Source organism: Micromonospora sp. DT233, assembly GCF_049841815.1.
GTDB lineage: Bacteria > Actinomycetota > Actinomycetes > Mycobacteriales > Micromonosporaceae > Micromonospora.
Window position 1 is genome coordinate 593,397 of sequence record NZ_JBNCLB010000001.1, and the last position, 21,065, is coordinate 614,461.

General features: G+C 74.5%; 17 protein-coding genes and 1 riboswitch. Of the genes, 8 read left to right on the forward strand and 9 right to left on the reverse strand.

Going from position 1 to position 21,065, the window contains the following annotated elements:
- Window positions 1–96 precede the first annotated feature (96 nt).
- The gene (locus ACLQ2V_RS02885) at window positions 97–1,302 is read right to left on the reverse strand and encodes an FUSC family protein (protein ID WP_425716738.1); all 1,206 of its coding nucleotides are present in this window, start codon (window positions 1,300–1,302) and stop codon (window positions 97–99) included.
- Window positions 1,303–1,422: 120 nt separating this feature from the next.
- Here ACLQ2V_RS02885 and ACLQ2V_RS02890 point away from each other — a divergent pair, with 120 nt between their 5' ends.
- Window positions 1,423–2,229, forward strand: a complete 807-nt coding sequence (locus ACLQ2V_RS02890; protein ID WP_425716739.1) for an HD domain-containing protein — start codon at window positions 1,423–1,425, stop codon at window positions 2,227–2,229.
- A 226-nt stretch (window positions 2,230–2,455) separates the two neighbouring features.
- Here ACLQ2V_RS02890 and ACLQ2V_RS02895 read toward each other — a convergent pair whose 3' ends face one another.
- On the reverse strand, window positions 2,456–2,728 hold the full coding sequence (locus tag ACLQ2V_RS02895) for a DUF4031 domain-containing protein (RefSeq protein WP_425716740.1): 273 nt from the start codon (window positions 2,726–2,728) through the stop codon (window positions 2,456–2,458).
- A gap of 35 nt (window positions 2,729–2,763) precedes the next feature.
- Here ACLQ2V_RS02895 and ACLQ2V_RS02900 point away from each other — a divergent pair, with 35 nt between their 5' ends.
- Window positions 2,764–4,164 (forward strand): FAD-binding oxidoreductase, encoded by a 1,401-nt coding sequence (locus tag ACLQ2V_RS02900; RefSeq protein ID WP_425716741.1) that lies wholly within the window; start codon window positions 2,764–2,766, stop codon window positions 4,162–4,164.
- A gap of 13 nt (window positions 4,165–4,177) precedes the next feature.
- Here ACLQ2V_RS02900 and ACLQ2V_RS02905 read toward each other — a convergent pair whose 3' ends face one another.
- Together ACLQ2V_RS02905 and ACLQ2V_RS02910 are read right to left on the reverse strand one after the other, a co-directional pair.
- A complete protein-coding gene (locus tag ACLQ2V_RS02905) occupies window positions 4,178–6,007 on the reverse strand; it encodes a glycerol-3-phosphate dehydrogenase/oxidase (RefSeq protein ID WP_425716742.1) in 1,830 nt (609 codons plus the stop codon).
- 44 nt (window positions 6,008–6,051) lie between these two features.
- Window positions 6,052–6,807 carry an SDR family NAD(P)-dependent oxidoreductase gene (locus tag ACLQ2V_RS02910; protein ID WP_425716743.1) on the reverse strand — a complete coding sequence of 252 codons (756 nt, stop codon included), beginning with the start codon at window positions 6,805–6,807 and terminating at the stop codon, window positions 6,052–6,054.
- A gap of 367 nt (window positions 6,808–7,174) precedes the next feature.
- Here ACLQ2V_RS02910 and ACLQ2V_RS02915 point away from each other — a divergent pair, with 367 nt between their 5' ends.
- The 3 genes from ACLQ2V_RS02915 (at window position 7,175) to ACLQ2V_RS02925 (ending at window position 11,041) form a co-directional block, all read left to right on the forward strand.
- On the forward strand, window positions 7,175–9,565 hold the full coding sequence (locus ACLQ2V_RS02915; RefSeq protein WP_425716994.1) for a S8 family serine peptidase: 2,391 nt from the start codon (window positions 7,175–7,177) through the stop codon (window positions 9,563–9,565).
- Window positions 9,566–9,652: 87 nt separating this feature from the next.
- Window positions 9,653–10,672 carry a GNAT family N-acetyltransferase gene (locus ACLQ2V_RS02920; RefSeq protein ID WP_425716744.1) on the forward strand — a complete coding sequence of 340 codons (1,020 nt, stop codon included), beginning with the start codon at window positions 9,653–9,655 and terminating at the stop codon, window positions 10,670–10,672.
- A 108-nt stretch (window positions 10,673–10,780) separates the two neighbouring features.
- Window positions 10,781–11,041: a hypothetical protein gene (locus ACLQ2V_RS02925; protein WP_425716995.1), complete on the forward strand. Its 261-nt coding sequence runs from the start codon at window positions 10,781–10,783 to the stop codon at window positions 11,039–11,041.
- A 205-nt stretch (window positions 11,042–11,246) separates the two neighbouring features.
- On the opposite strand, the gene groL is transcribed toward ACLQ2V_RS02925, so the two are convergent.
- Both groL and ACLQ2V_RS02935 read right to left on the reverse strand, forming a co-directional pair.
- Window positions 11,247–12,872, reverse strand: coding sequence for a chaperonin GroEL (gene groL / locus ACLQ2V_RS02930; protein ID WP_425716745.1), 1,626 nt, complete (start codon window positions 12,870–12,872; stop codon window positions 11,247–11,249).
- Window positions 12,873–13,911: 1,039 nt separating this feature from the next.
- Window positions 13,912–14,115 carry a cold-shock protein gene (locus ACLQ2V_RS02935; protein ID WP_007073263.1) on the reverse strand — a complete coding sequence of 68 codons (204 nt, stop codon included), beginning with the start codon at window positions 14,113–14,115 and terminating at the stop codon, window positions 13,912–13,914.
- Window positions 14,116–14,453: 338 nt separating this feature from the next.
- On the opposite strand from ACLQ2V_RS02935, the gene ACLQ2V_RS02940 reads away from it, so the two are divergent.
- Window positions 14,454–14,933, forward strand: a complete 480-nt coding sequence (locus ACLQ2V_RS02940) for a GNAT family N-acetyltransferase (RefSeq protein WP_425716996.1) — start codon at window positions 14,454–14,456, stop codon at window positions 14,931–14,933.
- 99 nt (window positions 14,934–15,032) lie between these two features.
- Here ACLQ2V_RS02940 and paaN read toward each other — a convergent pair whose 3' ends face one another.
- The 3 genes from paaN to thrC all read right to left on the reverse strand — a co-directional run bounded on the left by paaN (window position 15,033) and on the right by thrC (window position 19,421).
- Window positions 15,033–16,706, reverse strand: a complete 1,674-nt coding sequence (gene paaN / locus ACLQ2V_RS02945; RefSeq protein ID WP_425716746.1) for a phenylacetic acid degradation protein PaaN — start codon at window positions 16,704–16,706, stop codon at window positions 15,033–15,035.
- A gap of 7 nt (window positions 16,707–16,713) precedes the next feature.
- Window positions 16,714–17,778, reverse strand: coding sequence for a GNAT family N-acetyltransferase (locus ACLQ2V_RS02950; RefSeq protein ID WP_425716747.1), 1,065 nt, complete (start codon window positions 17,776–17,778; stop codon window positions 16,714–16,716).
- A gap of 308 nt (window positions 17,779–18,086) precedes the next feature.
- A complete protein-coding gene (gene thrC, locus ACLQ2V_RS02955) occupies window positions 18,087–19,421 on the reverse strand; it encodes a threonine synthase (protein ID WP_425716748.1) in 1,335 nt (444 codons plus the stop codon).
- A 12-nt stretch (window positions 19,422–19,433) separates the two neighbouring features.
- Window positions 19,434–19,565, reverse strand: a riboswitch (SAM riboswitch).
- 209 nt (window positions 19,566–19,774) lie between these two features.
- Between thrC and ACLQ2V_RS02960 the strand changes: the two genes are divergently transcribed.
- Together ACLQ2V_RS02960 and ACLQ2V_RS02965 are read left to right on the forward strand one after the other, a co-directional pair.
- Window positions 19,775–20,488: a hypothetical protein gene (locus tag ACLQ2V_RS02960; RefSeq protein ID WP_425716749.1), complete on the forward strand. Its 714-nt coding sequence runs from the start codon at window positions 19,775–19,777 to the stop codon at window positions 20,486–20,488.
- Window positions 20,489–20,651: 163 nt separating this feature from the next.
- On the forward strand, window positions 20,652–21,059 hold the full coding sequence (locus tag ACLQ2V_RS02965) for a YciI family protein (protein ID WP_425716750.1): 408 nt from the start codon (window positions 20,652–20,654) through the stop codon (window positions 21,057–21,059).
- Window positions 21,060–21,065 lie beyond the last annotated feature (6 nt).

Consider the following 21,065-nt stretch of genomic DNA (forward strand, 5'->3'; position numbering starts at 1 on the left):
CCCCCCCCAGCGCAGGTACGTCCGGCGCCTCACCCGGTCGGCGGGGTGGCCGCCTGCGGACGGTCTGGCGGTCTGGCGGTGTGGCGGCCTGGCCCCTCAGCCGAGGGGCGGGGTCGGGGGGTGCTTCGGAGGGGTGCTGCCCTCGGCGGGGCCGGGGTTCGGCCTTTCCTGATCGCCGAAGGACTGCCGGACCAGCCGGTTCGCCTCGCCCTGGTCGAGTCCGGAGGCGACCAGGAGATCGCTCGCGGTGGTGCGTACCTGCGCGATCACCACGCTGCCGGAGAAGCCGACCCCCTGCCCGTACGCCCGGCCGGCCGCGCTGACCGCGCGCAGGGCCCGGGCCCGTGACTTCTCCGGCACCGAGCCGACGGCGAACTCGTGACACAGCAGGCGGACCGACTCGGCGAGGTCGACCAGCGCGTCGGGCATCGGCTCCGGTATCGGCTCGTCGTCCTCGATCAGCGTGACCGAGCGGCGGATCAGGGTCCCGGTGTTGCGCATCGCGCGGTCGATGGGGTCGGCGGCATCGGCGTAGTCGGTCAGTTCGCTGCGCCGGTGCCAGTGCGCCGGGGAGAGCACGCTGGTCTCCTTCGCCCCCTCGATCGCCTCGACGAACGTGGCCAGTTCCTCCTTGTTCTCGCGGAGCCGTTCCAGGGCCAACTGGGCCTTGTGTCCGTCCCGCTCGCGCAGCGCCTCGACGGTGACGTCGAGTTGGCCGGCGAGCAGGTCCAGCGCCGGCCGGGCGGCCCGGTTGATCACCCGCAGCGGGTGGAGCGGCAGCAGGACCGTCGTCACCGCCAGCGCGACCCCGCCGCCGACGAAGGCGTCCACGAAGCGTGGGATCTCCAGGTCCTCGGTGGACGGGCTGAGCGTGACGATCAGGACGGCGGTGGCCGCGGCCTGGATCACGATCGCCACGCTCCCGCCGCAGAAGGTGGTCAGCACGATGGCCGCGGTGACCACCAGCCCGAGCTGCCAGCCCCCGGTGCCGAGGAGGTAGATCAGCAGGTCGCCGAGGAACACCCCGACCGCCACCCCCACGATCAGCTCGATGGTCCGACGCAGCCGCTGGCCGACCGACGCGGCCAGGGTGCCGACCGCGGCGATCGGGGAGAAGACCGGTTGCGGGATGCCCAGGATGTGATGGGAGATGAGCCAGGCCAGCGCGGCGGCAAGTCCGGCCTGGACCGCCAGGCCCTGCACCATGCGGACCCGGCGCAGCCGGTCCTTAAAAATGATCTTGCTGCGGTGCCGCGACTGCCTCGCCAGCTGCGCGACCCGTTCCGAGTCGACGTCGGCCATGCCGTTGGGCAGTCCGACACGTTGCCGGAGCGACGCTCGGCGGTCCCGGGCCACGGCCATGGCGGGGACTACCCGTCGCGCCGGAGGTGAATCCTCGCGCGCTGCGGCAGACTCGGCCGGGTGAGGGAGCAGCACGACGACGACCGAGGGCCGGAACTGCTCGACCCGGTGCCGGAGCTGCTCGACCGGTGGCGGGCGGCGGTGCGGGGCGCCGGGGCAGCCACCGCCCGCCCGGCCGGCAAGGGCCCGGCCAGCACGGAACCGGCCAGCACGGAACCGGCCAGCACGGAACCGGCCAGCACGGAACCGGCCAGCACGGAATTGGCCAGCACGGAACCGGCCAGCACGGAACCGGCCAGCACGGCGGCCGGGGCCGGCCTGGTGTCTCGCTGGCGGGAGCCGCACCGGCACTACCACACGATCGGGCACCTGACCGCCGTCCTCGACGTCGTCGACGCGTACGCCGCGCTGGTCGCTCGTCCCGACCTGGTCCGGCTCGCGGCCTGGTGCCACGACGCGGTCTACGACCCGCGGGCCGCGGGTGACGCCAACGAGCGGGACAGCGCCGACCTCGCCGGCGCGCTGCTGCGCGACCTCGGGCTGCCGGCCGGGGCGGTGGCCGAGGTACGCCGCCTGGTGCTGCTCACCGCCGGCCACGCGGTCACGGCCGGCGATCGCGACGGCGCGCTGCTCTGCGACGCCGACCTGGCCGTGCTGGCCGGCCCGCCCGAGGAGTACGACCGGTACGCCGCCGCCGTCCGCCGGGAGTACGCGCACGTGCCGGAGCCGGAGTTCCGGGCCGGACGGGCCCGGGTGCTGCGCGGGCTGCTCGCCCTGCCCGCCCTCTATCGGCTGCCGGCGCTGGTCGCCCGCTGGGAGCACCCGGCCCGCGCCAACCTCCACCGCGAACTCTCCGCCCTCACCTGACCCCCGCCGCCCGCCCTCCCCCGTCCCGTCCCGAGCCGTGCCGAGCCGTCCCGAGCGCCCGAGGCATTGTGTCGACAGCACCTCAAATGCTGGGAACTCTGTCTCACCTCTCAGGAACCAGCCCCTTGATCGACACCATGTCAGGGATCTGGCGCTATCCCCGCGCAAGGAAGGCCCCATGTCACGCACATCGTGTCGATCATGGACGTTAAGGCGGGCGGACGGGTCAGGCGGTGGGGCGGCAGAGGTGTTTGGGGCGGCGGAGGTTCGCGGCGTGCAGGAGGCGGACGAGTTCGCGGCTGGGCACGACCCGGGCGCCGAGGTACACCGCCGGGGCGTACCGCTCGGCGGGGATGTCGTAGTGGTCGCGGTCGAACGCGCGCCGGGGCACCCCGAGCGCCTCGGCGAACGCGTGCAGCTCGGCGGTGGAGACGTCGCTGATCAGGTGCGACCAGAGCCGCCCGCGCGCCGGCCAGGCCGGCCGATCGACGTAGAGCATGGTCGACAAACTAGCCGGCGGTTAGCCTCTGCTGCATGGCTGCCTCCCCCCTCCTCGCCGACCTGCGCGCCGCCCTCGGCGACTCCGCCGTCCTGACCGACCCGGACCTGCTCCGGATGCACGAGCGCGACGAGGCCGACCTCTGCGACTCCGCGCCACCGCTGGTGGTGGTCCGCCCGCGCAGCACCGAGGAGGTGGCCGCCGTGGTGCGGGCGGCGGGCCGGTACGGCGTACCGGTGGTGCCGCAGGGGGCGCGGACCGGGCTGGCCGGGGCGGCGAACTCGATCGACGGCGCCGTGGTGCTCAGCACCGTGGCGATGGACCGGATCCTGGAGATCGACCCGGTGAGCCGGATCGCCGTGGTCCAGCCCGGCGTGGTCAACGCGACCCTGGCCGGGGCGGTACGCCGGGAGGGGCTGTACTACCCGCCCGACCCGGGCTCCTGGGAGTCGTCCACCATCGGCGGCAACGTCTCCACCAACGCCGGCGGGATGTGCTGCGTCAAGTACGGGGTGACCACCGAGTACGTGCTCGGCCTGGAGGTGGTGCTCGCCTCCGGCGAGGTGCTGCGCACCGGCCGGCGCACCGCCAAGGGCGTCGCCGGGTACGACCTGACCCGGCTCTTCGTCGGCTCCGAGGGCACCCTCGGGGTGATCACCGAGGTGACCGTGTCGCTGCGGCCGGCCCCGGAGTCCTCGCTGACCCTCGTCGCCGTCTTCGACTCGACGGCCGAGGCGGGCGCGGCGGTGGCGCAGATCGCCGCGAAGGGGCTCACCCCGAGCCTGCTGGAGCTGCTGGACCGGACCCACCTGCGGGCCATCGAGGCGTACCAGCCGATGGGGTTGCGCACCGACGCGCAGGCGCTGCTGCTGGCCGCCGTGGACACCGGGTCGCGGGCCGCCGAGGACCTGGCCCGCATCGGCGAGGTCTGCGAGGCCGCCGGGGCCGACGAGGTGTACGCGGCCACCGACGCCGTGGAGGCGGCGGCGCTGCTGCAGGCCCGCCGGCTGGCCCACCCGGCGATGGAGAGGTTCGCCGCGCAGGCGTACCCGGGTGGCAACGGCGGCCTGGTCATCGACGACGTGGCCGTCCCCCGGGGCGCGCTCGCCGCGCTGCTGGACGGGGTGGCCCGGATCGCGCAGGAGTGCGACGTGACGATCGGCGTGGTGGGGCACGCCGGTGACGGCAACATGCACCCGAACATCGTGGTCGACCGCGCCGACCCGGCCAGCCTGGACCGGGGCCGGCGGGCCTTCGACGAGATCATGCGGCTGGGCCTGGAGCTGGGCGGCACCTGCACCGGCGAGCACGGGGTGGGGCTGCTCAAGCGGGACTGGCTGGCCCGGGAGATCGGGCCGGTCGGGGTCCGGGTGCACCAGGCGATCAAGGCGGCGCTGGACCCGACGGGGCTGTTCAACCCCGGCAAGGTCCTCTGACCCGCCGGCCCGGCTAGCGCAGCGGGGTCGGCAGGCCCACCGGGTCGTCGTCGCCCCGGTCCGCCGCGAAACCCCGCACGTCGGGTGCGCCGAGCCGGGCCGCGTCGGCGGTGGCGTCGTCCGGCATGAGCTGGGACTGCCGCTCCGCGGTCACCCGAGCCCGGTAGTGCTCCACCTCGCGGGCCCGGGTCGCGGCGTCCCAGCCCAGCACCGCGCCCATCAGCTCCGCGGCGTGCTCGGCGGACTCCAGGCCGCGGTGGGCGGTCTCGAAGGAGATCCGGGTACGCCGGGTCAGCACGTCCTCCAGGTGCAGCGCCCCCTCGGCGCCGGCCGCGTACGTCACCTCGGCCGCCAGGTACTCCGGGGCCCCGGCCAGCGGGGAGGCCAGCAGCGGGTCGGCGTCGACCAGGGCGAGCAGGTCCAGGGCGAGGGTGCCGTACCGCTCCAGCAGGTGCTCGACCACCCCGACCGGCACCTCGTGGCGGCGGGCCAGGTCGGCGCGGTCCCGCCACATCGAGGCGTACCCGTCGGCGCCGAGCAGCGGCAGGTCGGCGGTGCGCGACGGACGGACCCCGCCGAGCCGGCGGGCGGCCCGGTCGACCACGTCGGAGGCCATCACCCGGTACGTCGTGTACTTGCCCCCGGCGACCAGCAGCAGCCCGAGCATCGGCTCGATCACGGCGTGCTCGCGGGACAGTTTCGAGGTGGAGTCGGCCTCGCCGGAGAGCAGCGGGCGCAGCCCGGCGTAGACGCCTTCGATGTCGGCGGTGGTCAGCGGCCGGTCCAGCACGGTGTTGACCTGATCCAGCAGGTATTCGATGTCGCGGGCGGAGGCCGCCGGGTGGGACCGGTCGAGCCGCCAGTCGGTGTCGGTGGTGCCGATGATCCAGTGCCCGCCCCACGGGATGACGAAGAGCACGCTGGTGGCGGTGCGCAGGATCAGCCCGGCGTCGCCGGTGATCGCCGAGCGGGGCACCACCAGGTGCACCCCCTTCGACGCCCGGACCCGCACCCCGGGGCGCAGCCCGACGTCGTTGAGCATCCGGGACATGTCGTCGCTCCACACGCCGGTGGCGGCGATGACGGTGCGGGCGCGCACCTCGAACTCGGCGTCGGGCGAGCCGGGCGGGGCCTCCAGGTCCCGCACCCGGACCCCGGTCACCTCGCGGGCCTGGCGGACCAGGCCGACCGCGCGGGCGCTGGTGACCACGGTCGCGCCGAGGCTGGCGGCGGTGCGGGCGAGGGTGACGACCAGCCGGGCGTCGTCGACCTGCCCGTCGTAGTAGCGGATCGCCCCGGCCAGGGCGTCGGCGCGCAGGCTGGGGAAGATCCGCCGCGCACCCTCGCGGGTGAGGTGCCGGTGCAGCGGCATCCCCCGGCCGCCCCCGACCAGCCCGGCGAAGGCGTCGTACGCGGCCACGCCGAGGCCGTAGTAGGAGCGGCGGAGGGCGCGGCCGGGCAGCCCCCGCACGCCCCGCCCGGCGGGGAGCGGGAGCAGCACCGGCACCGGCCGGACCAGGTGCGGGGCGAGCCGGGTGGCCAGCAGGCCACGCTCGGTGAGCGCCTCGTGGACCAGGTGGAACTCCAACTGCTCCAGGTAGCGCAGGCCCCCGTGGATCAGCTTGCTGGACCGGCTGGAGGTGCCGGCGGCGTAGTCGCGCGCCTCCACCAGGGCCACCTTCAGCCCTCGGGAGGCGGCGTCCAGCGCCGCACCGGCCCCGGTGACGCCACCGCCGATGACCAGGACGTCGAACCGCTCGGCGCGCAGGCGGCTCAGGTCCGTGGCGCGGCGCTGTGGGGAGAGCTGACCGGCGACGGTTCGGGAGAGGTTGGGGTCACGCACCGGTCCACGTTAACCGGCCCGGCGGCCCCCCGGCATCCGCTGGGTCACCGGGCGGGGAACGGCCCCCGTACGGTCACTCCGCCGTCCACCACGAGACTCTGCCCGGTCACGTACGAGGCCAGGGGCGAGGCCAGGTAGACCGCCGCGGCGGCGGCGTCGTCGGGGACCCCGACCCGGCCTAGCGGAATCTCCGGGACCCGCTCGGGCTGCGGCCCGGAGTTCGCCACCGACGTGGCGATGGCACCGCAGGTGACCAGGTTCATCCGGATGCCGTCACCGGCGTACTCCGCGGCGACGGTCCTGGTGAGGCTGGCGAGCCCGGCCTTGGCGGCGCCGTAGGCGGCCTGCCGGGGCGCGGCCATGACGCCCGCGACGGACCCGATGCTGACGATGGACCCGCCCGCGCCCTGGGCCAGGAAGGCCCGGATGGCCGCGCGGGCCGCCCGGGCCACATACCGAAGGTTCATCTCGTACGCCAGGTCCCAGTCGTCGTCGCTCATCTCGTGCAGGCGCACCGCGGGCACGAACGCGACCTGCCCTCCGACGACCGTCACCAGGGTGTCGATCCGACCGAACTCGCGGACGGTACGGGCGACGAAGCCGTCGACGTCTGCGCGCGAGCGCACGTCACCGACGAGCGCGGCGGCGCGGGCACCGGCCTCGGTCAGCTCGCCGGCCGCACCGTGGGCCCGATCGGGGTCGACGTCGGCGACGGCGACGGCCGCGCCCGCCGCAGCGAAGGCACGCGAGATCGCACGCCCGATGCCCTCGCCGCCGCCGCCGATCACCAGGGCACTCACGCCCGCCAATGGTGCAGTGGAGTGGTTCATGGCAGGATCCTCACATACGGCCCGCTGCGGGCCTGCGCTCCGCGGCCTGCCGGGGGCGCCATCCCGCCAGCAGGCCCCTCCCTAGCTGGTGGTCAACGGGCTCCCGCCCGACGAGCCAGCGCCCGCGCGGATCGCCGCCCAGCAGTCGGGCGGTGGGGCGGCGTCGTACTGTTCTTCAATGCCGGATGCGCCGCCCTCCCTGCCGAGCCACCCCCCGCTCGCCGCTCCGCCCGCACGCCCCGGCCCGTGGCCGGTGGTGGCGGCGGCGCTGGTCGGCTGCTGGGTGGTCGCGGTCACCGTGCCGAGCGAGCTGGTCGGCTGGGTGGTCGACCAGTTCATGCTGCTCAGCGGGCTGGACCGGCTGGTGTGGCTCTGGCCGGCGGTGGCCGCCGGCACCGCGCTGCTGGCCGGCCTGCCGGTGCTGCTGCTCGCCCTGCTCCCACGCTCCGGTGCGGTCCGGGCCACCGGCCGGGCCTGGCTCGGCGGGCTGCTCGCGCTCGGGGCGCTGACCCTGCTGCGCATCCTGCCGCCGGTGCACCACGAGGCGTACCTCGGTGCGCTCGCCGCGACGGCCGCCCTGCTGGCGATCGCACTGCCCCGGCTGCCCGGACGGCCCGCCGCCACGCCTCCCGGCCACGGCTTCGCGACCGGCACGCACCCGACCACCGGCACGCACCCGGCGACCGGCACGCACCCGACCACCGGCACGCACCCGACCGGCACCGGCACCGGCACCGGCGAGCCCGGGGCCAGCCGGCCCGCCGACGGGGAGCGGGTCGGGCGGCCCGCGCCGGTGACGCTGCTGGCGGTGGCCGCCGGGTTGGCGACCGTGCTGCCCTGGGCGTGGCTCGGCGCGCTCGGTGGGCTGCTGGAGACCCTCCTCGCGGCGGTCGCGGCGGCGGCGGTGGGCCTGCTGGCCGGGGCGCTGCTCGACGCCCGGTTCTGGGCGCACTTCACGGTCGACCGAACGCACCGGTCGGCCCGGTTGGTGCTGGTGGGCGGCCTGGTCGCCGGGGTGACGCTGCTACTGCTGGCCGCCGGGGCCGGGCACTCCGGGGCGCAACTGCCCGCCCTGCTGACCCTGCCCCCGTTGGGCTTCGTGCTGGCGGCCCTGCACGGGCCGGCCGCCCGCGCCGGTACTGCCGCCCGGTCCGCCCCGGCGCGCTGGCTCGTCGGGCTCGGCGTGTTCGGGCCGTTGGCCTTCGCCGACTCCCAGGAGGTCACCCTGGTCCTGGTGACCACCCGCGACGTCCCGTACTGGGTGGCGGTCACCGCCGCCGCCGGGCTCGCGGTGGGCGCGCTGCTCAGCATCGCGTACGGCGTGCTGCTGGGCCGGCCCGGTGGCCGCGCGCCCCGGCGGCCGGTGGCGGCGGCGACCGTGGTGGTCCTGCTGGTCGGCGTCGTGGCGGTGCACGTCGGGGCCGGCCGGCCCGGCCTGCACGGCGAGCGGCTGCTGGTGGTGCTGCGCGAGCAGGCCGACCTGAGCGGAATTCCCGCCGGGGCGCCCGGCCTGGCGGGGCGGGACGTGCGGGCCCGGGAGGTCTATCGACGCCTCGTCGCCACCGCCGAGCGAACCCAGGCCGGCCTGCGCCGCGACCTGGACCGGCTGCGGCTCGCCTCGACACCGTACTACCTGGTCAACGCCATCGAGGTGGACGGCGGGCCGGGCGTGCGGGCCTGGCTGGCCGGCCGGCCGGAGGTGGGGCGGGTGCTGGTCGACCAGCGGCTGCGCCCGCTGCCGGCCCCCGCCCCGACCAACCGGGGCGACGTGCCCGCGCCGACCGGGCCGGCCTGGAACGTGGCCCTGATCGGCGCGAACCGGGTCTGGTCCGAGCTGGGGGTCACCGGCGCGGGCGTGGTGGTGGGCAGCTCGGACTCCGGGGTCGACGGCGGGCACCCGGCGCTGGCCGCCGGCTTCCGGGGCGGCGACGACTCCTGGTACGACCCGTGGGACCACACGGCGAAGCCGACCGACGAGGTCGGGCACGGCACCCACACGACGGGCAGCGCGGTCGGGCGCGACGGCATCGGGGTGGCCCCGGGGGCGAGCTGGGTCGGCTGCGTGAACCTGGACCGCAACCTGGGCAACCCGGCCCGTTACCTCGACTGCCTGCAGTTCATGCTGGCCCCGTTCCCGGCCGGCGGCGATCCGTTCGTCGACGGTCGACCCGAGCGGGCCCCGCAGGTGCTGACGAACTCGTGGGGTTGCCCCCCGATCGAGGGCTGCGATCCGGGGGCGCTGCGGCCGGCGACGGCGGCGCTGGACGCGGCCGGCATCTTCGTCGTCGCGGCGGCCGGCAACACCGGGCCGTACTGCGCGTCGATCGTCGACCCGCCGGCACCGTACCCGGACGTGTTCACCGTCGGCGCGGCGGACCGCGACCGCCAGGTCGCCGAGTTCTCCAGCCGGGGGCCGGTGCCGGGCGGCAACAAACCGGACCTGGTCGCCCCCGGGGTGGGGGTGCTCTCCGCGATGCCCGGCGGCACGTACGCCGCGCAGGACGGCACCTCGATGGCGGCACCCCAGGTGGCGGGGGTGGTGGCGCTGATGTGGTCGGCGAATCCGAAGCTGGTCGGCGACCTGGAGCGGACCCGGCGGATCCTGCGCGACACGGTCGGCCCGGCCGGGACCGGCAACTCGGCGGACGACTGCGGCAGCCCGGCGAACCTCACCGGCGCCGGCCTGGTCGACGCGTACGCCGCCGTGCGGGCCGCCCGCGCCGGGTGAGCGCGGCGACGGACGCGGCCGGGCGGTGAGCGCCGTCGGGCAGTCGGCGCAGCCGGGGGCGGCGGGGATGGCCTAGGGTCGGCGACCATGGAGCAGGAGCGCACCGCCGCAGACCGGGAGAGCACCGCCGCAGACCGGGAAGGCAGCATCGCGGATCAGGGGATCACGGTTGCCGCACTGGGCCCGCAGGCGCTGCCCGCCGTGGTGGACCTGTGCCGGCGTGCCCTCGACCTGCCCGAGGACGCGGCCGAGGCGGCGGCCCTCGTGGAGACCCTGCACAGCCGCGCGGCGGCGGACCGCACGGTGCTGGGGCTGGGCGCGTACCGGGGGGCGGAGCTGGTCGGGGTGCTGATCGCCTCGCTCGCCGCGCACGAACCCGGCTCCGGGCACGTCGACCTGGTCGCGGTGGCTCCGCAGGCCCGCCGCCGGGGCGTCGGGCGGGCCCTGCTCGGCCGGGCCGAGCGCGCCCTGGCCGAGCGCGGGGCGACCGAGGTGCTGCTGGCCGGCAACCCGCCGTACTACGCCTGGCCGGGGATCGACGTGCGCTACACCCCGGCGGTCTGCGCCGCGCTCGCGCTCGGCTACGCCCAGGACCGCACCGCCTGGAACATGACCGCAGACCTGTCGTACGACGAGTCGCCGGCGCTGCGGGGCACCGAGGCGGCCGAGCGGCGGCTGGCCGACGGCGGCGTCACGGTGCGGCGCGCGGAGCCGGCGGACCTGCCGGCGCTGACCGCGTTCGCCCGGGTCACCTTCGGCGGTTCCTGGGACGCCGAGCTGGCCGGCTCGGTGGGGCGGCCAGCCGCCGGGGCGCACCTGGCGGAGCGGGACGGCCGGATCGTCGGCTTCGCCGCCTGGGGGTCGTCGCGGCCGAGCTGGTTCGGGCCGATGGGCACCGCCCCGGAGGCGGCGGGCGGGGGGATCGGCGGCGTGCTGCTGCGCCGCTGCCTGCGCGACCAGCGGGACGCGGGGATGCGATCGGCGCAGATCGGCTGGGTGGGGCCGGTGCCGTTCTACTCGGGCAGCGCCGGGGCGCGCATCGAGCGGGTGTTCTTCCTCTACCGCAAGGTCCTGCCCACGGCACGAACGGGACGGGAGAGCGAATAGCCCCGTTCGGTCCCGGCGGTCATCGACGTCCCCCTACGGTTTGCCGTAGAGGAGGCAGTCATGACCACGGACGACGAACAGCTCGACGGGGTTGAGGACACCGACGCGATGCCGCTCGAGGGGGCGCTCGACGCGACACCGCGCGCCGCCGGGACACCGCAGGCCGGAACACCGCTAACCGGGCTGCCGGGGCGGTTGCCGTTCGACCGGCTCGACTACGGCGACGCCGAGCAGCGGGCCGAGGAGACGACGGGGCTCGACGATCCGCTGGCCGAGGAGCCGATCGCCCTGGTGGACGAGCCGATCCGGATCGCCGCGCCGTACGACCGCCGCCGCAAGCGGCGCAACCAGCGCCCGCTGCCGACCTGAGCCGGCGCGTACGGCGAACGTACCGCCCGCGCCGACCGGGGCCGCGCCAACCAGAACCTCGCCGACATGGTGCCGGGCCGGCGCGGCACCTGACCGGCCGGAGCCTCGACGGGCGGTGGACGCCTCGCGGGCCGGGCCGGGACTTCACGCGCGAGGGGCGGGCCGCTGACGCGACCCGCCCCTCGTGGCGTTGGTGGGGCTGGACTCAGAAGTCCATGTCCCCGCCGCCGGGGCCACCGGCCGGGGCAGCCGGGGTCTTCTCCGGCTTGTCCGCGACGACGGCCTCGGTGGTGAGGAAGAGCGCCGCGATCGAGGCGGCGTTCTGCAGCGCCGACCGGGTCACCTTGGCCGGGTCAATGATGCCCGCGGCCAGCAGGTCCACGTACTCGCCGTTGGCGGCGTTGAGGCCGTGACCCGCTTCGAGGTTGCGGACCTTCTCCACCACGACGCCGCCCTCGAGGCCGGCGTTGACGGCGATCTGCCGCAGCGGGGCGTCCAGCGCGACCTTGACGATGTTGGCACCGGTCGCCTCGTCGCCGACCAGGTCCAGCTTGTCGAAGGCGGTCTTGCCGGCCTGCACCAGCGCGACGCCACCACCCGGGACGATGCCCTCTTCGACGGCGGCCTTCGCGTTGCGAACGGCGTCCTCGATGCGGTGCTTGCGCTCCTTGAGCTCGACCTCGGTGGCCGCGCCGACCTTGATCACCGCGACGCCGCCGGCGAGCTTGGCCAGCCGCTCCTGCAGCTTCTCGCGGTCGTAGTCCGAGTCGCTCTTGTCGATCTCGGCCCGGATCTGGTTGACCCGACCCTGGATCTGGTCGGCGTCGCCGGCACCGTCGACGATGGTGGTCTCGTCCTTGGTCACCACGACCTTGCGGGCGCGGCCCAGCATGTCGAGGCCGACGGCGTCCAGCTTGAGGCCGACCTCCTCGCTGATGACCTGGCCACCGGTGAGGATGGCGATGTCGGCCAGCATGGCCTTGCGGCGGTCACCGAAGCCCGGCGCCTTGACGGCGACCGACTTGAAGGTGCCACGGACCTTGTTGACCACGAGGGTGGCCAGGGCCTCGCCCTCGATGTCCTCGGCGATGATCAGCAGCGACTTGCCCGACTGCATGACCTTCTCCAGGATCGGGAGCAGGTCCTTCACCGAGGAGATCTTGCTGTTGACGATCAGGAGGTACGGGTCGTCGAAGACGGCCTCCATACGCTCCGGGTCCGTCATGAAGTAGGCGGAGATGTAGCCCTTATCGAAGCGCATGCCCTCGGTGAGCTCAAGCTCCAGACCGAAGGTGTTGCTCTCCTCGACGGTGATGACGCCTTCCTTGCCGACCTTGTCCATCGCCTCGGCGATGATCTCGCCGACGGTGCTGTCACCGGCCGAGATGGAGGCGGTGGAGGCGATCTGCTCCTTGGTCTCCACGTCCTTGGCGAGCTTGAGCAGCTCCTCCGAGACGCTGGCCACGGCGGCCTCGATGCCCCGCTTCAGGGCCATCGGGTTGGCGCCGGCGGCCACGTTGCGCAGGCCCTCGCGCACCAGAGCCTGGGCCAGGACGGTCGCCGTCGTCGTGCCGTCACCGGCAACGTCGTCGGTCTTCTTGGCGACCTCCTTGACCAGCTCGGCGCCGATCTTCTCGTACGGGTCCTCGAGCTCGATCTCCTTGGCGATGCTCACACCATCGTTGGTGATGGTGGGGGCGCCCCACTTCTTCTCGAGCACCACGTTGCGGCCCTTCGGGCCGAGGGTCACCTTCACGGCGTCGGCGAGCTGGTTCATGCCCCGCTCGAGGCCGCGGCGAGCCTCTTCGTCGAACGCGATCATCTTGGCCATACGGCGTTGTCCTCCTGGACACTCACGGGCCACCCGAGTGTGTGTCCCGGATGGGCCGCCTGGTGTACGCACCTTGGGGACGTCGCCACCTGGCGACGACGACGTCTCCTCGGTCGGGCCGGATAGCCCGCGACGACCGGCCTCGTGCCGCCCGGCGGTTTTCCGCCTGACGACCGTGACCCAAACCGTCCCGACCGTTGGCACTCACACTATGCGAGTGCCAATGACTTGTTTAGCACTCTCCCATGCCGAGTGCAAGCACGATGCCGTCACCGGGTCGAATCCGCAGCCCTGATCAGCACCGCCCGAGCCGCCGCAAGCGCGCGTCGGCGCGGCGGTGTCGCCGAAGTCGCACTGGTGGGGTCGCGGGCGCTGCGGGACCGCCTCGGCGGACAAGCCGGCGGTGGCCGGCCGCGACGTTCGGGGGTCAGCCGGCTCGCGCGGCGCGGAACGAGACTCGCGCGGCGCGGAACGAGACTCGCGCGGCGCGGAACGAGACTTGCGCGGCGCGGAACGAGAACGGAGCGGGCATCGGCGACGCGGCAGCCCGGGCCGGCAGGAGCATCCGCCCGAGCATCGACCAGCCCACACTGCGCGCCACCGCGCCGGGCTGGCCGCGCACGGCGACCGGGTCGCCGCGGTCACCGCCACGTGGGCCAGGAAGGCACGGCGATGCATGGCACCGCGATGCATGGCACGGCGGCAAGAACACGCCTCCCGGCGGAGACATCTCCTCCGCGCCATCTGGAGCTGATGTCGTAAACGACTCGGCCCGTGACCGAGTCACCTGCGGTGATGTCGTGGCCGGCTCAGCTCCAAAGGACCCCGAACCGCAGATGCCACCCCCGGCCCAGCGCTCGACCCCACCCCCTCGACATTGCCCCCGCCCCGCCCCAGATCGTCGATCTTGGAGTTGGGTGGGTGGATGAAAGCCTCGAATGCCCCTGTTCCAGGCACCACAAGTCCATGATCGGCGATGCGGTGGGGGCCCCGACGCCCGCCCGAGGGCGAGGGGTGGAGGCCGGGAATCGGGGTGAGGTCAGGCGACGACGCGGACCCGCTCGGCCTGCGGACCCTTCTGCCCCTGGGCGATCTCGAACTCCACCCGCTGCCCGTCGTCCAGCGCCTTGTAGCCGTCCATCTCGATCGCGGAGAAGTGGACGAAGACGTCCTGCCCCCCGTCGACGGCGATGAAGCCGTAGCCCTTCTCGGCGTTGAACCACTTCACGGTGCCCTGTGCCACGGTGCACTTCCTCACGTCGCGCGGCCTGCCAAACCGGCGGGACGCCGGTGGGAACCGGCGGCCCCGGAGCACCGGTTCCGGCGTCGACGACGACGCCGAAATCAGTGACCGAAATCGCACGGTACACGAGCCGTCACGGCAGCGCACGATGTCAAACCGGTCAATATCGGACCGGCCTCCACCCGGTTTCACATCGGCGCACGTCACTGCGGTATGCATGCGGGATGAGAGCAGGCTGCGGCCCGTCCACCGCCGGACGCCACACCTCGGCGGGGGCCGCCGCGCCGTCCGGGCGGGCGGCCACCGTCCGGCGGGTCACGCCGTGGGATGCGGCCCGGATGCGGGCCCTGCGACTGGAGATGCTCGCCGACGCCCCGCTGGCCTTCCTGGAGACCCTGGCGGACGCCGCCGCCCGCCCGCACGCCGACTACGCGGCCCGGGTCGCCTCGGTGTCCGTCGGCCGGCACACCGCGCAGTTCGTCGCCGATCCGGGTGCCGACCGCCCGGGCGGGCCGGCCGGGCGGCTGGTGGGGCACGCGGGTGGCACGGTCTGGCCGGACGATCCGGGCCTGACCGTCGTCTACGCCGTCTACGTCACGCCGCGGTGGCGGGGCAGCGGCCTGCTCGCCGAGCTGATCGACGCGGTGGCCGCCTGGTCGCGCGCCTGCGGCCGGCCGGAGCTGCTGCTGGAGGTGGTGGTCGGCAACGACCACGCCTACCGGGCGTACCAGCGGCTCGGCTTCGTCGACACCGGGGAACGGGTCGCCCACCCGAAGCTCCCCGCCCTGCGCGAGCTGCGGATGCGCCGCCGGGCGTGACGCCGCCGGGCGTGAGCGGCGTGACGCCGCCGGGCAGGCGGGAGGCAGCAGGGCCCCCTCCCGACGCCCCGCGCGTCGGAAGGGGGCCCTGCCCAGCCGTCAGGCCGGGCGGCGGCTCTGCACGACGCGGAACCGGTTCGCCACGTACGCGCCGTCGGTCAGGGCCGCGTTGGCGGCCGGGTTGGCGCCGCTGCCGTGGAAGTCGGAGAACGCCGCCGACTGGTTGACGAAGACGCCGCCGGTCAGGTTGCACGACAGGTGCACCCCGACGTCGATCGCCGCCGCCTCGGCCGCGTCCAGCACCGCCGGGTCGGTGGAGTAGACGGCGGCGGTCAGCGCGCCGGACTCCCCCACGGTGGCGCGCATGATCTCCAGGCTGTGCGCGGTGGAGTCGGTGGCGATGGCGAACGAGATCGGCCCGAACCACTCCCGGGCGTACGTCTCGGTGTCGCCGGCCGCGAGCCGGACGATCGTCGGCGTGCGGACGACCGCGTCGGGGAAGGCCGGGTGCGCGACCGTGCGGGACTCCAGCACCGCCTCGCCGACCCCGGTGACCTCGTCGAGGCGCTTGAGCACCCCGTCGTTGACGATCGCCCCGGTCAGCTCGACGCCGCGCGCCGGGTCGGCGGTGAGCTTGGCGACCGCGGCGGCGATCCCGCCGGCCACCTCGTCGAAGCTCTTGTGCCCCTGGTCGGTGGCGATGCCGTCGGCCGGGATGAGGATGTTCTGCGAGGTGGTGCACATCTGGCCGCTGTAGAGGGTCAGCGTCCAGCCGAGGTTGCGGCAGAGCCCGGCGAAGTCGTCGGTGGAGTCGATGACCACCGTGTTCAGGCCGGCCTTCTCGGTGTAGACCGACGCCTGCCGGGCGTTGGCCTCCAGCCAGTCGCCGTACTCGGTGGAGCCGGTGAAGTCGACGATCTTCACGGCCGGGTGCAGGGCGAGGGTCGAGGCGAGCTTCTCGCCGGGGGCCTCGGCGGCGAGCAGCACCAGGTTCGGGTCGAAGCCGGCCTCGGCGAGCACCTCGCGGGCGTAGCGCACGGTGATGGCCAGCGGCAGCACCGCGCGGGGGTGCGGCTTGACGACGACCGGGTTGCCGGTGACCAGCGAGGCGAAGAGCCCCGGGTACGAGTTCCAGGTCGGGAAGGTGTTGCAGCCGATGACCAGCGCCACCCCGCGCGGCACCACGTGGAACGTCTTGGTCATCCGCAGCGGGTCGCCCTTGCCGGCGGGCTTCTCCCAGCCGGCCGTCGCCGGGTGCCGGGTCATCTCCGCGTACGCGTAGGCGATGGCCTCCAGCGCCCGGTCCAGCGCGTGCGCGCCGCCGGCCTGGAAGGCCATCACGAACGCCTGGCCGCTGGTGAACTGCACTGCGTTGGCCAGCTCGAAGACGTTGCGGTGCAGCCGGGCCAGGATCTCCAGGCAGACCCCCGCCCGTGCCTGCGGGCCGGCGTCGCGCCAGGCCGGCAGCGCGGCGGAGGCGGCGGCGACCAGCTCGTCGGCGCCCGCGTGCGGGTACCGCACGTTCAGCGCCACCCCGAAGGGGCTCGTCTCGGTGGCGACCCGTTCGCCGGAGGCCGGCTGGTCGAGCGGGAAGTCGCCGTCGCGGTACGCCTCGAAGGCCGCCTTGCCGTCGGCGGCGGCACTCTCGCCGTACACCCGGGGGCTGGGCGACTCGGGGTACGCGGACCAGTACCCACGCTCCGTGATCGCGGTCAGCGCACGGTGCAGGGTGTCGGCATGCGTGTCGTACAGGGGATGCGGGGTCTCCGTCATGCCGCCATCATGCCGCAGCCGACGAGTGCGCAGTAGGTGCGGCGGGCGCGCCGGGGATCGTGAGCTGCCACTGGGTCCAGGCGTCGACCGGGCGGAACCCGAGCCGCTCGTTGATGGAGATCATGTGGGTGTTCTCGTCCGCGTTGAAGGTGTCCACCGCGCGCAGCCCCGGCTCGTGGGCGATGGCGTACCGCAGGTTTTCGATCTTGAGGAGCAGGCCGAGCCGGTGCCCGCGGTGCGCCGGGTCGACGATGGTGATCTGCTGGAAGGCGTGCCAGGCCACGTTCGGGCCGACGTCGACCAGGGTCCAGGCGACCAGCCGGCCGGAGGCGACGTGCACCGCCCCGTGGTGGTAGCGCCGCCGCCCCCGCACGTCCAGCGCCCGCTCGGTCTCCCGCAGCCGCTCCACGTCGACCCGCTCGGCCTCCCACTCCAGATCGCCGGAGGGCGCGTCGGCCATCAGCCGGCCGTCGAGGTAGGCGACGTCCGCCGCGTACTCCTCGGGGGTGTGGTCGCGCCAGCCGACGAGGCGGTAGCCGGCGGCGTGCGGCGCGGCGTCGGCGGCCAGGGCGTCGAGCGCGGCGTGGTCGACGCCGGCGACGTCGAGCCGGCGGCGGGCCTCGGCCAGCGCGGGCCGCGCGCCCAGCGCCGCCGCGAACGCGTTCCCCGCGTCGTCACGCGGTGGCCCGCCGGGCAGCGCCGACACGGCCGGCGCGATGACCCGCTCGCGGCCGTGCTCGCGCAGCACCCCCAGGCCGTACGCGTGCAGCGCCCGGCCGACCCCGCGCCGCCGGTGCGCCGGGTGCACGAAGAGGTCGGCGGTGGCGTTGCTCGTGTTGTCGAGCTGCGGCAGGAGCAGGTTCAGGTATCCGGCCGGCTCGCCGTCGCGGCGGGCCAGCGCCGGTGCCGTGACGATGCCCGGCATCGGGTGCCGGATGCTCGCCTCCAGGCGCCGCCGGCACAGCGGCGGGAAGTCGGGGACGTCCGCCCCGTCGGCGGCGGCCCTGATCCGGTACGCCGCGTCGACCGCGTCCTGGTCCGCCGGGTCGATCGCCTCCACGGTGATGCTCATGGGCCGAGGGTGACCGAGGAACGACGATCGGGCCAGCGAATTATTCGCCGGCCCGATCGTGTGGTTGGTCGGGAGGGACGATCGCACAACGCCTCCGGCGTTGGGTCGCAAGAACATAAAGTCTTCGGCGAAACGCCCTCCCGCACGGAGCATCTTGCGCCGTCCGCTTACCCCCGTCAAGTCCCCGGCGACGGGTTTTTCTCACTGATGGCAAAACGGTGGTTACTCGGCGGATGCGCCAAATCCACCGTTCGGCCGGTCCGCGCCTCCACCGACCGGTCAACCAGGGGTTTCGCCCTTGACGCTGGTCAGCCGAGGAGACCGGCGTCGCGGGCGGCCCGCAGCGAGGGCCGGATGCGGTGGGTCGGGCCGGACTCGCCCGCGACGGCGTCGAGGGTCTTCAGCCCCTCGCCGGTGTTGAAGACCACGGTCTCCGCCGCCGGGTCGAGCCGCCCCGACTCGACCAGCTTGCGCAGCACCGCCACCGTCACCCCGCCGGCGGTCTCGGCGAAGACCCCGGTGGTACGGGCCAGCAGCCGGATGCCGGCGCGGATCTCGTCGTCGTCGGCGTACTCCATCCAGCCGCCGGTGCGGCGCACCGCCTCCAGGGCGTAGACGCCGGCGGCCGGGTCGCCGATGTTGAGCGACTTGGCGATGCCGGTCGGCCGGACCGGGGTGATGGCGTCGGTGTCGGCGTGCAGGGCGGCGGCGATCGGGTTGCAGCCGGCGGACTGGGCGCCGAAGACCTTCCAGCCGCCGGCCGGGGCCTCGACCAGGCCGATCTCGACCAGCTCGGTGAACGCCTTGTCGATCTTGGTGAGCAGTTCGCCGCTGGCCATCGGGATGACCACCTGCGCCGGGATGCGCCAGCCGAGCTGCTCGGCCACCTCGTACCCGAGGGTCTTGGAGCCCTCGGCGTAGAACGGGCGGACGTTGACGTTGACGAACGCGGTGTCCTCGAACTCGTCGGTCTCCACCAGCTCGCCGCAGAGCCGGTTCACGTCGTCGTACGAGCCGTCGATGGCGACCAGCTCGCCGCCGTAGACGGCGGTGGTGACGATCTTGCCCGACTCCAGGTCGCTGGGGATGAAGACGATCGACGGGGTGCCCGCGCGGGCCGCGTGCGCGGCCACCGAGTTGGCCAGGTTGCCGGTCGAGGCGCAGGCGAACCGGGCGAAGCCGAGCGCCCGCGCGGCGGTCAGCGCCACCGACACCACCCGGTCCTTGAACGAGTGGGTGGGGTTGGCGCTGTCGTCCTTGACCCAGAGCGGGGCGGTGATGCCCAGCTCGGCGGCGAGGTTCCCGGCCGCCACCAGCGGGGTCAGCCCCGGGTCGAGGGTCACCCGGGTCGCCGGGTCCTGGCCGGCCGGCAGCAGGGCGGCGTACCGCCAGATGTTCTGCGGCCCGGCCTCGATCTGCTCCCGGGTGACCCGGGCCAGCGCGGCGGTGTCGTAGTCGACCTCCAGGGGGCCGAAACACTCGTAGCAGGCGTGCTGCGCGGCCAGCGGGTAGCGCGCCGAGCAGGCCCGGCAGACCAGGGCGCGGGCGGGGCTGGCGGTGGTGTCGATGCCGGTCGGGGCGGTGCCGGTGGCGGCGGAAGTGGCCGTGGTGGCGGTGCCGGACGCGGCGAGGGTCGACGTCATGTCGAGGAGGTCCTCTCATCTTTCCCCGCATCGCACCCTGCGGCGGGGACGGATTTGGCACCTGTCCGCGCCGCTCGTCGTCGAGCGCGCGGGTGGTTGCCGGGGCTTCGTCGGGCCGTATCCCTCTGCCCCTCTGGATGAGGTATTCAGTTGTGCCGCCGAGTCTACGGCGGATCGCCGCAACCGCACCGGACGGTCCCACCGACTGAAATGCCCTGGCCTGCCCGCACATCGACGACCGCCGAAGGCCGTGGGGCACGCGGCTGCGGCGGGCCGACCCTGCCGAGGGCGGCCACGGCGTGGCGCGGAGCCGCTACGGTGCGGACAGCCCTCACCCGAAGGAGAACCCGCCGATGCGCCGGCACCTGCCCAGCTTCGCGATCCTCACCCTGGCCTGCCTGTTGACCGCGGGCTGCGGCGACATCGGGGGCACCTCGTCGGCGGACGCCACCACCGCGCCGGACGCGCCGGCCGGCACGGACGACGCGCCCACCGACGCGCCGGCCCCAGCGACGACCGGCCCCGCCGCCGCGCCAGCCCCGGGCGGCGGCGCCACCAGCACGCCACCGCCGGCGCCCGCGCCCCCGCCGAAGCAGGTGCCTGCGCTGACCTGCCAGCAGCTGGCGAGCGCCCACGTCGGCAGCGCCGAGGTTCCCTACCTGGACTACGCCGACTACCTTCCCCTGACCGACGGCGTCTGGTCCGGCGAGGACGGCGACACCGTCACCCTGCGCAAGCCCTGCGGGATCGGCCACCTCGACGGCGACGGGGCCGTCGACGCGGTCGGCACGGTCTCCATGAACGGCGGGGGCAGCGGCACCTTCTTCACGCTCGTCGTGTGGCGCAACGTCGACGGCAAGCCGGTGTACCGCACCGCGACGGAGCTGGGCGACCGCACCCCGGTCGTCTCGATCACCGTGTCGGGCGGCAAGGCCAAGGTCGTCTGGCTGACCCGTTCGGCGGATCGCAGCATGGCCGAGCTGAACATCCGGCGGACCTCCGTCTACCGGCTCTCCGGCACCGCGTTCACCGAGGTGAGCCACACCGACGCCCCGTACCAACCTTAGCGGTCGGGGTTGCCGTCGCTCGCCCGCCCGACCGACGCCGAACGGCTCGATGAGCGAAGGTTCGCAGCAGTTCTCCGGGCGACGGTGTCGAGAATCCGTGGCCGGCTCCGTCCCCGCTGCGGACGCGACCAGAATGGGTCGTACCAGCACCGAGGAGAGATCCATGGCCAAGTACCTGCTGCTCAAGCACTACCGAGGCGCCCCGGCTCCGGTCAACGACGTGCCCATGGGCCAGTGGACGCCCGAGGAGGTCTCGGCCCACCTGCGATACATGAACGACTTCGCGACCCGGCTCGAGGGAACCGGCGAGTACGTCGACGGCCAGGCGCTCGCCCCCGAGGGGACGTTCGTGCGGTATGACGGCGAGGGGCGCCCACCGGTCACCGACGGGCCGTTCGCCGAGACCAAGGACCTCATCGCCGGCTGGATGGTGATCGACGTCGACAGCTACGAGCGCGCCGTCGAGCTGGCCGGGGAGCTGTCGGCCGCCCCCGGGGCGGGGGGTCGGCCGATCCACGAGTGGCTGGAGCTGCGCCCGTTCCTGACCGCGCCGCCCACCGTCACGGAGTGACCGCCG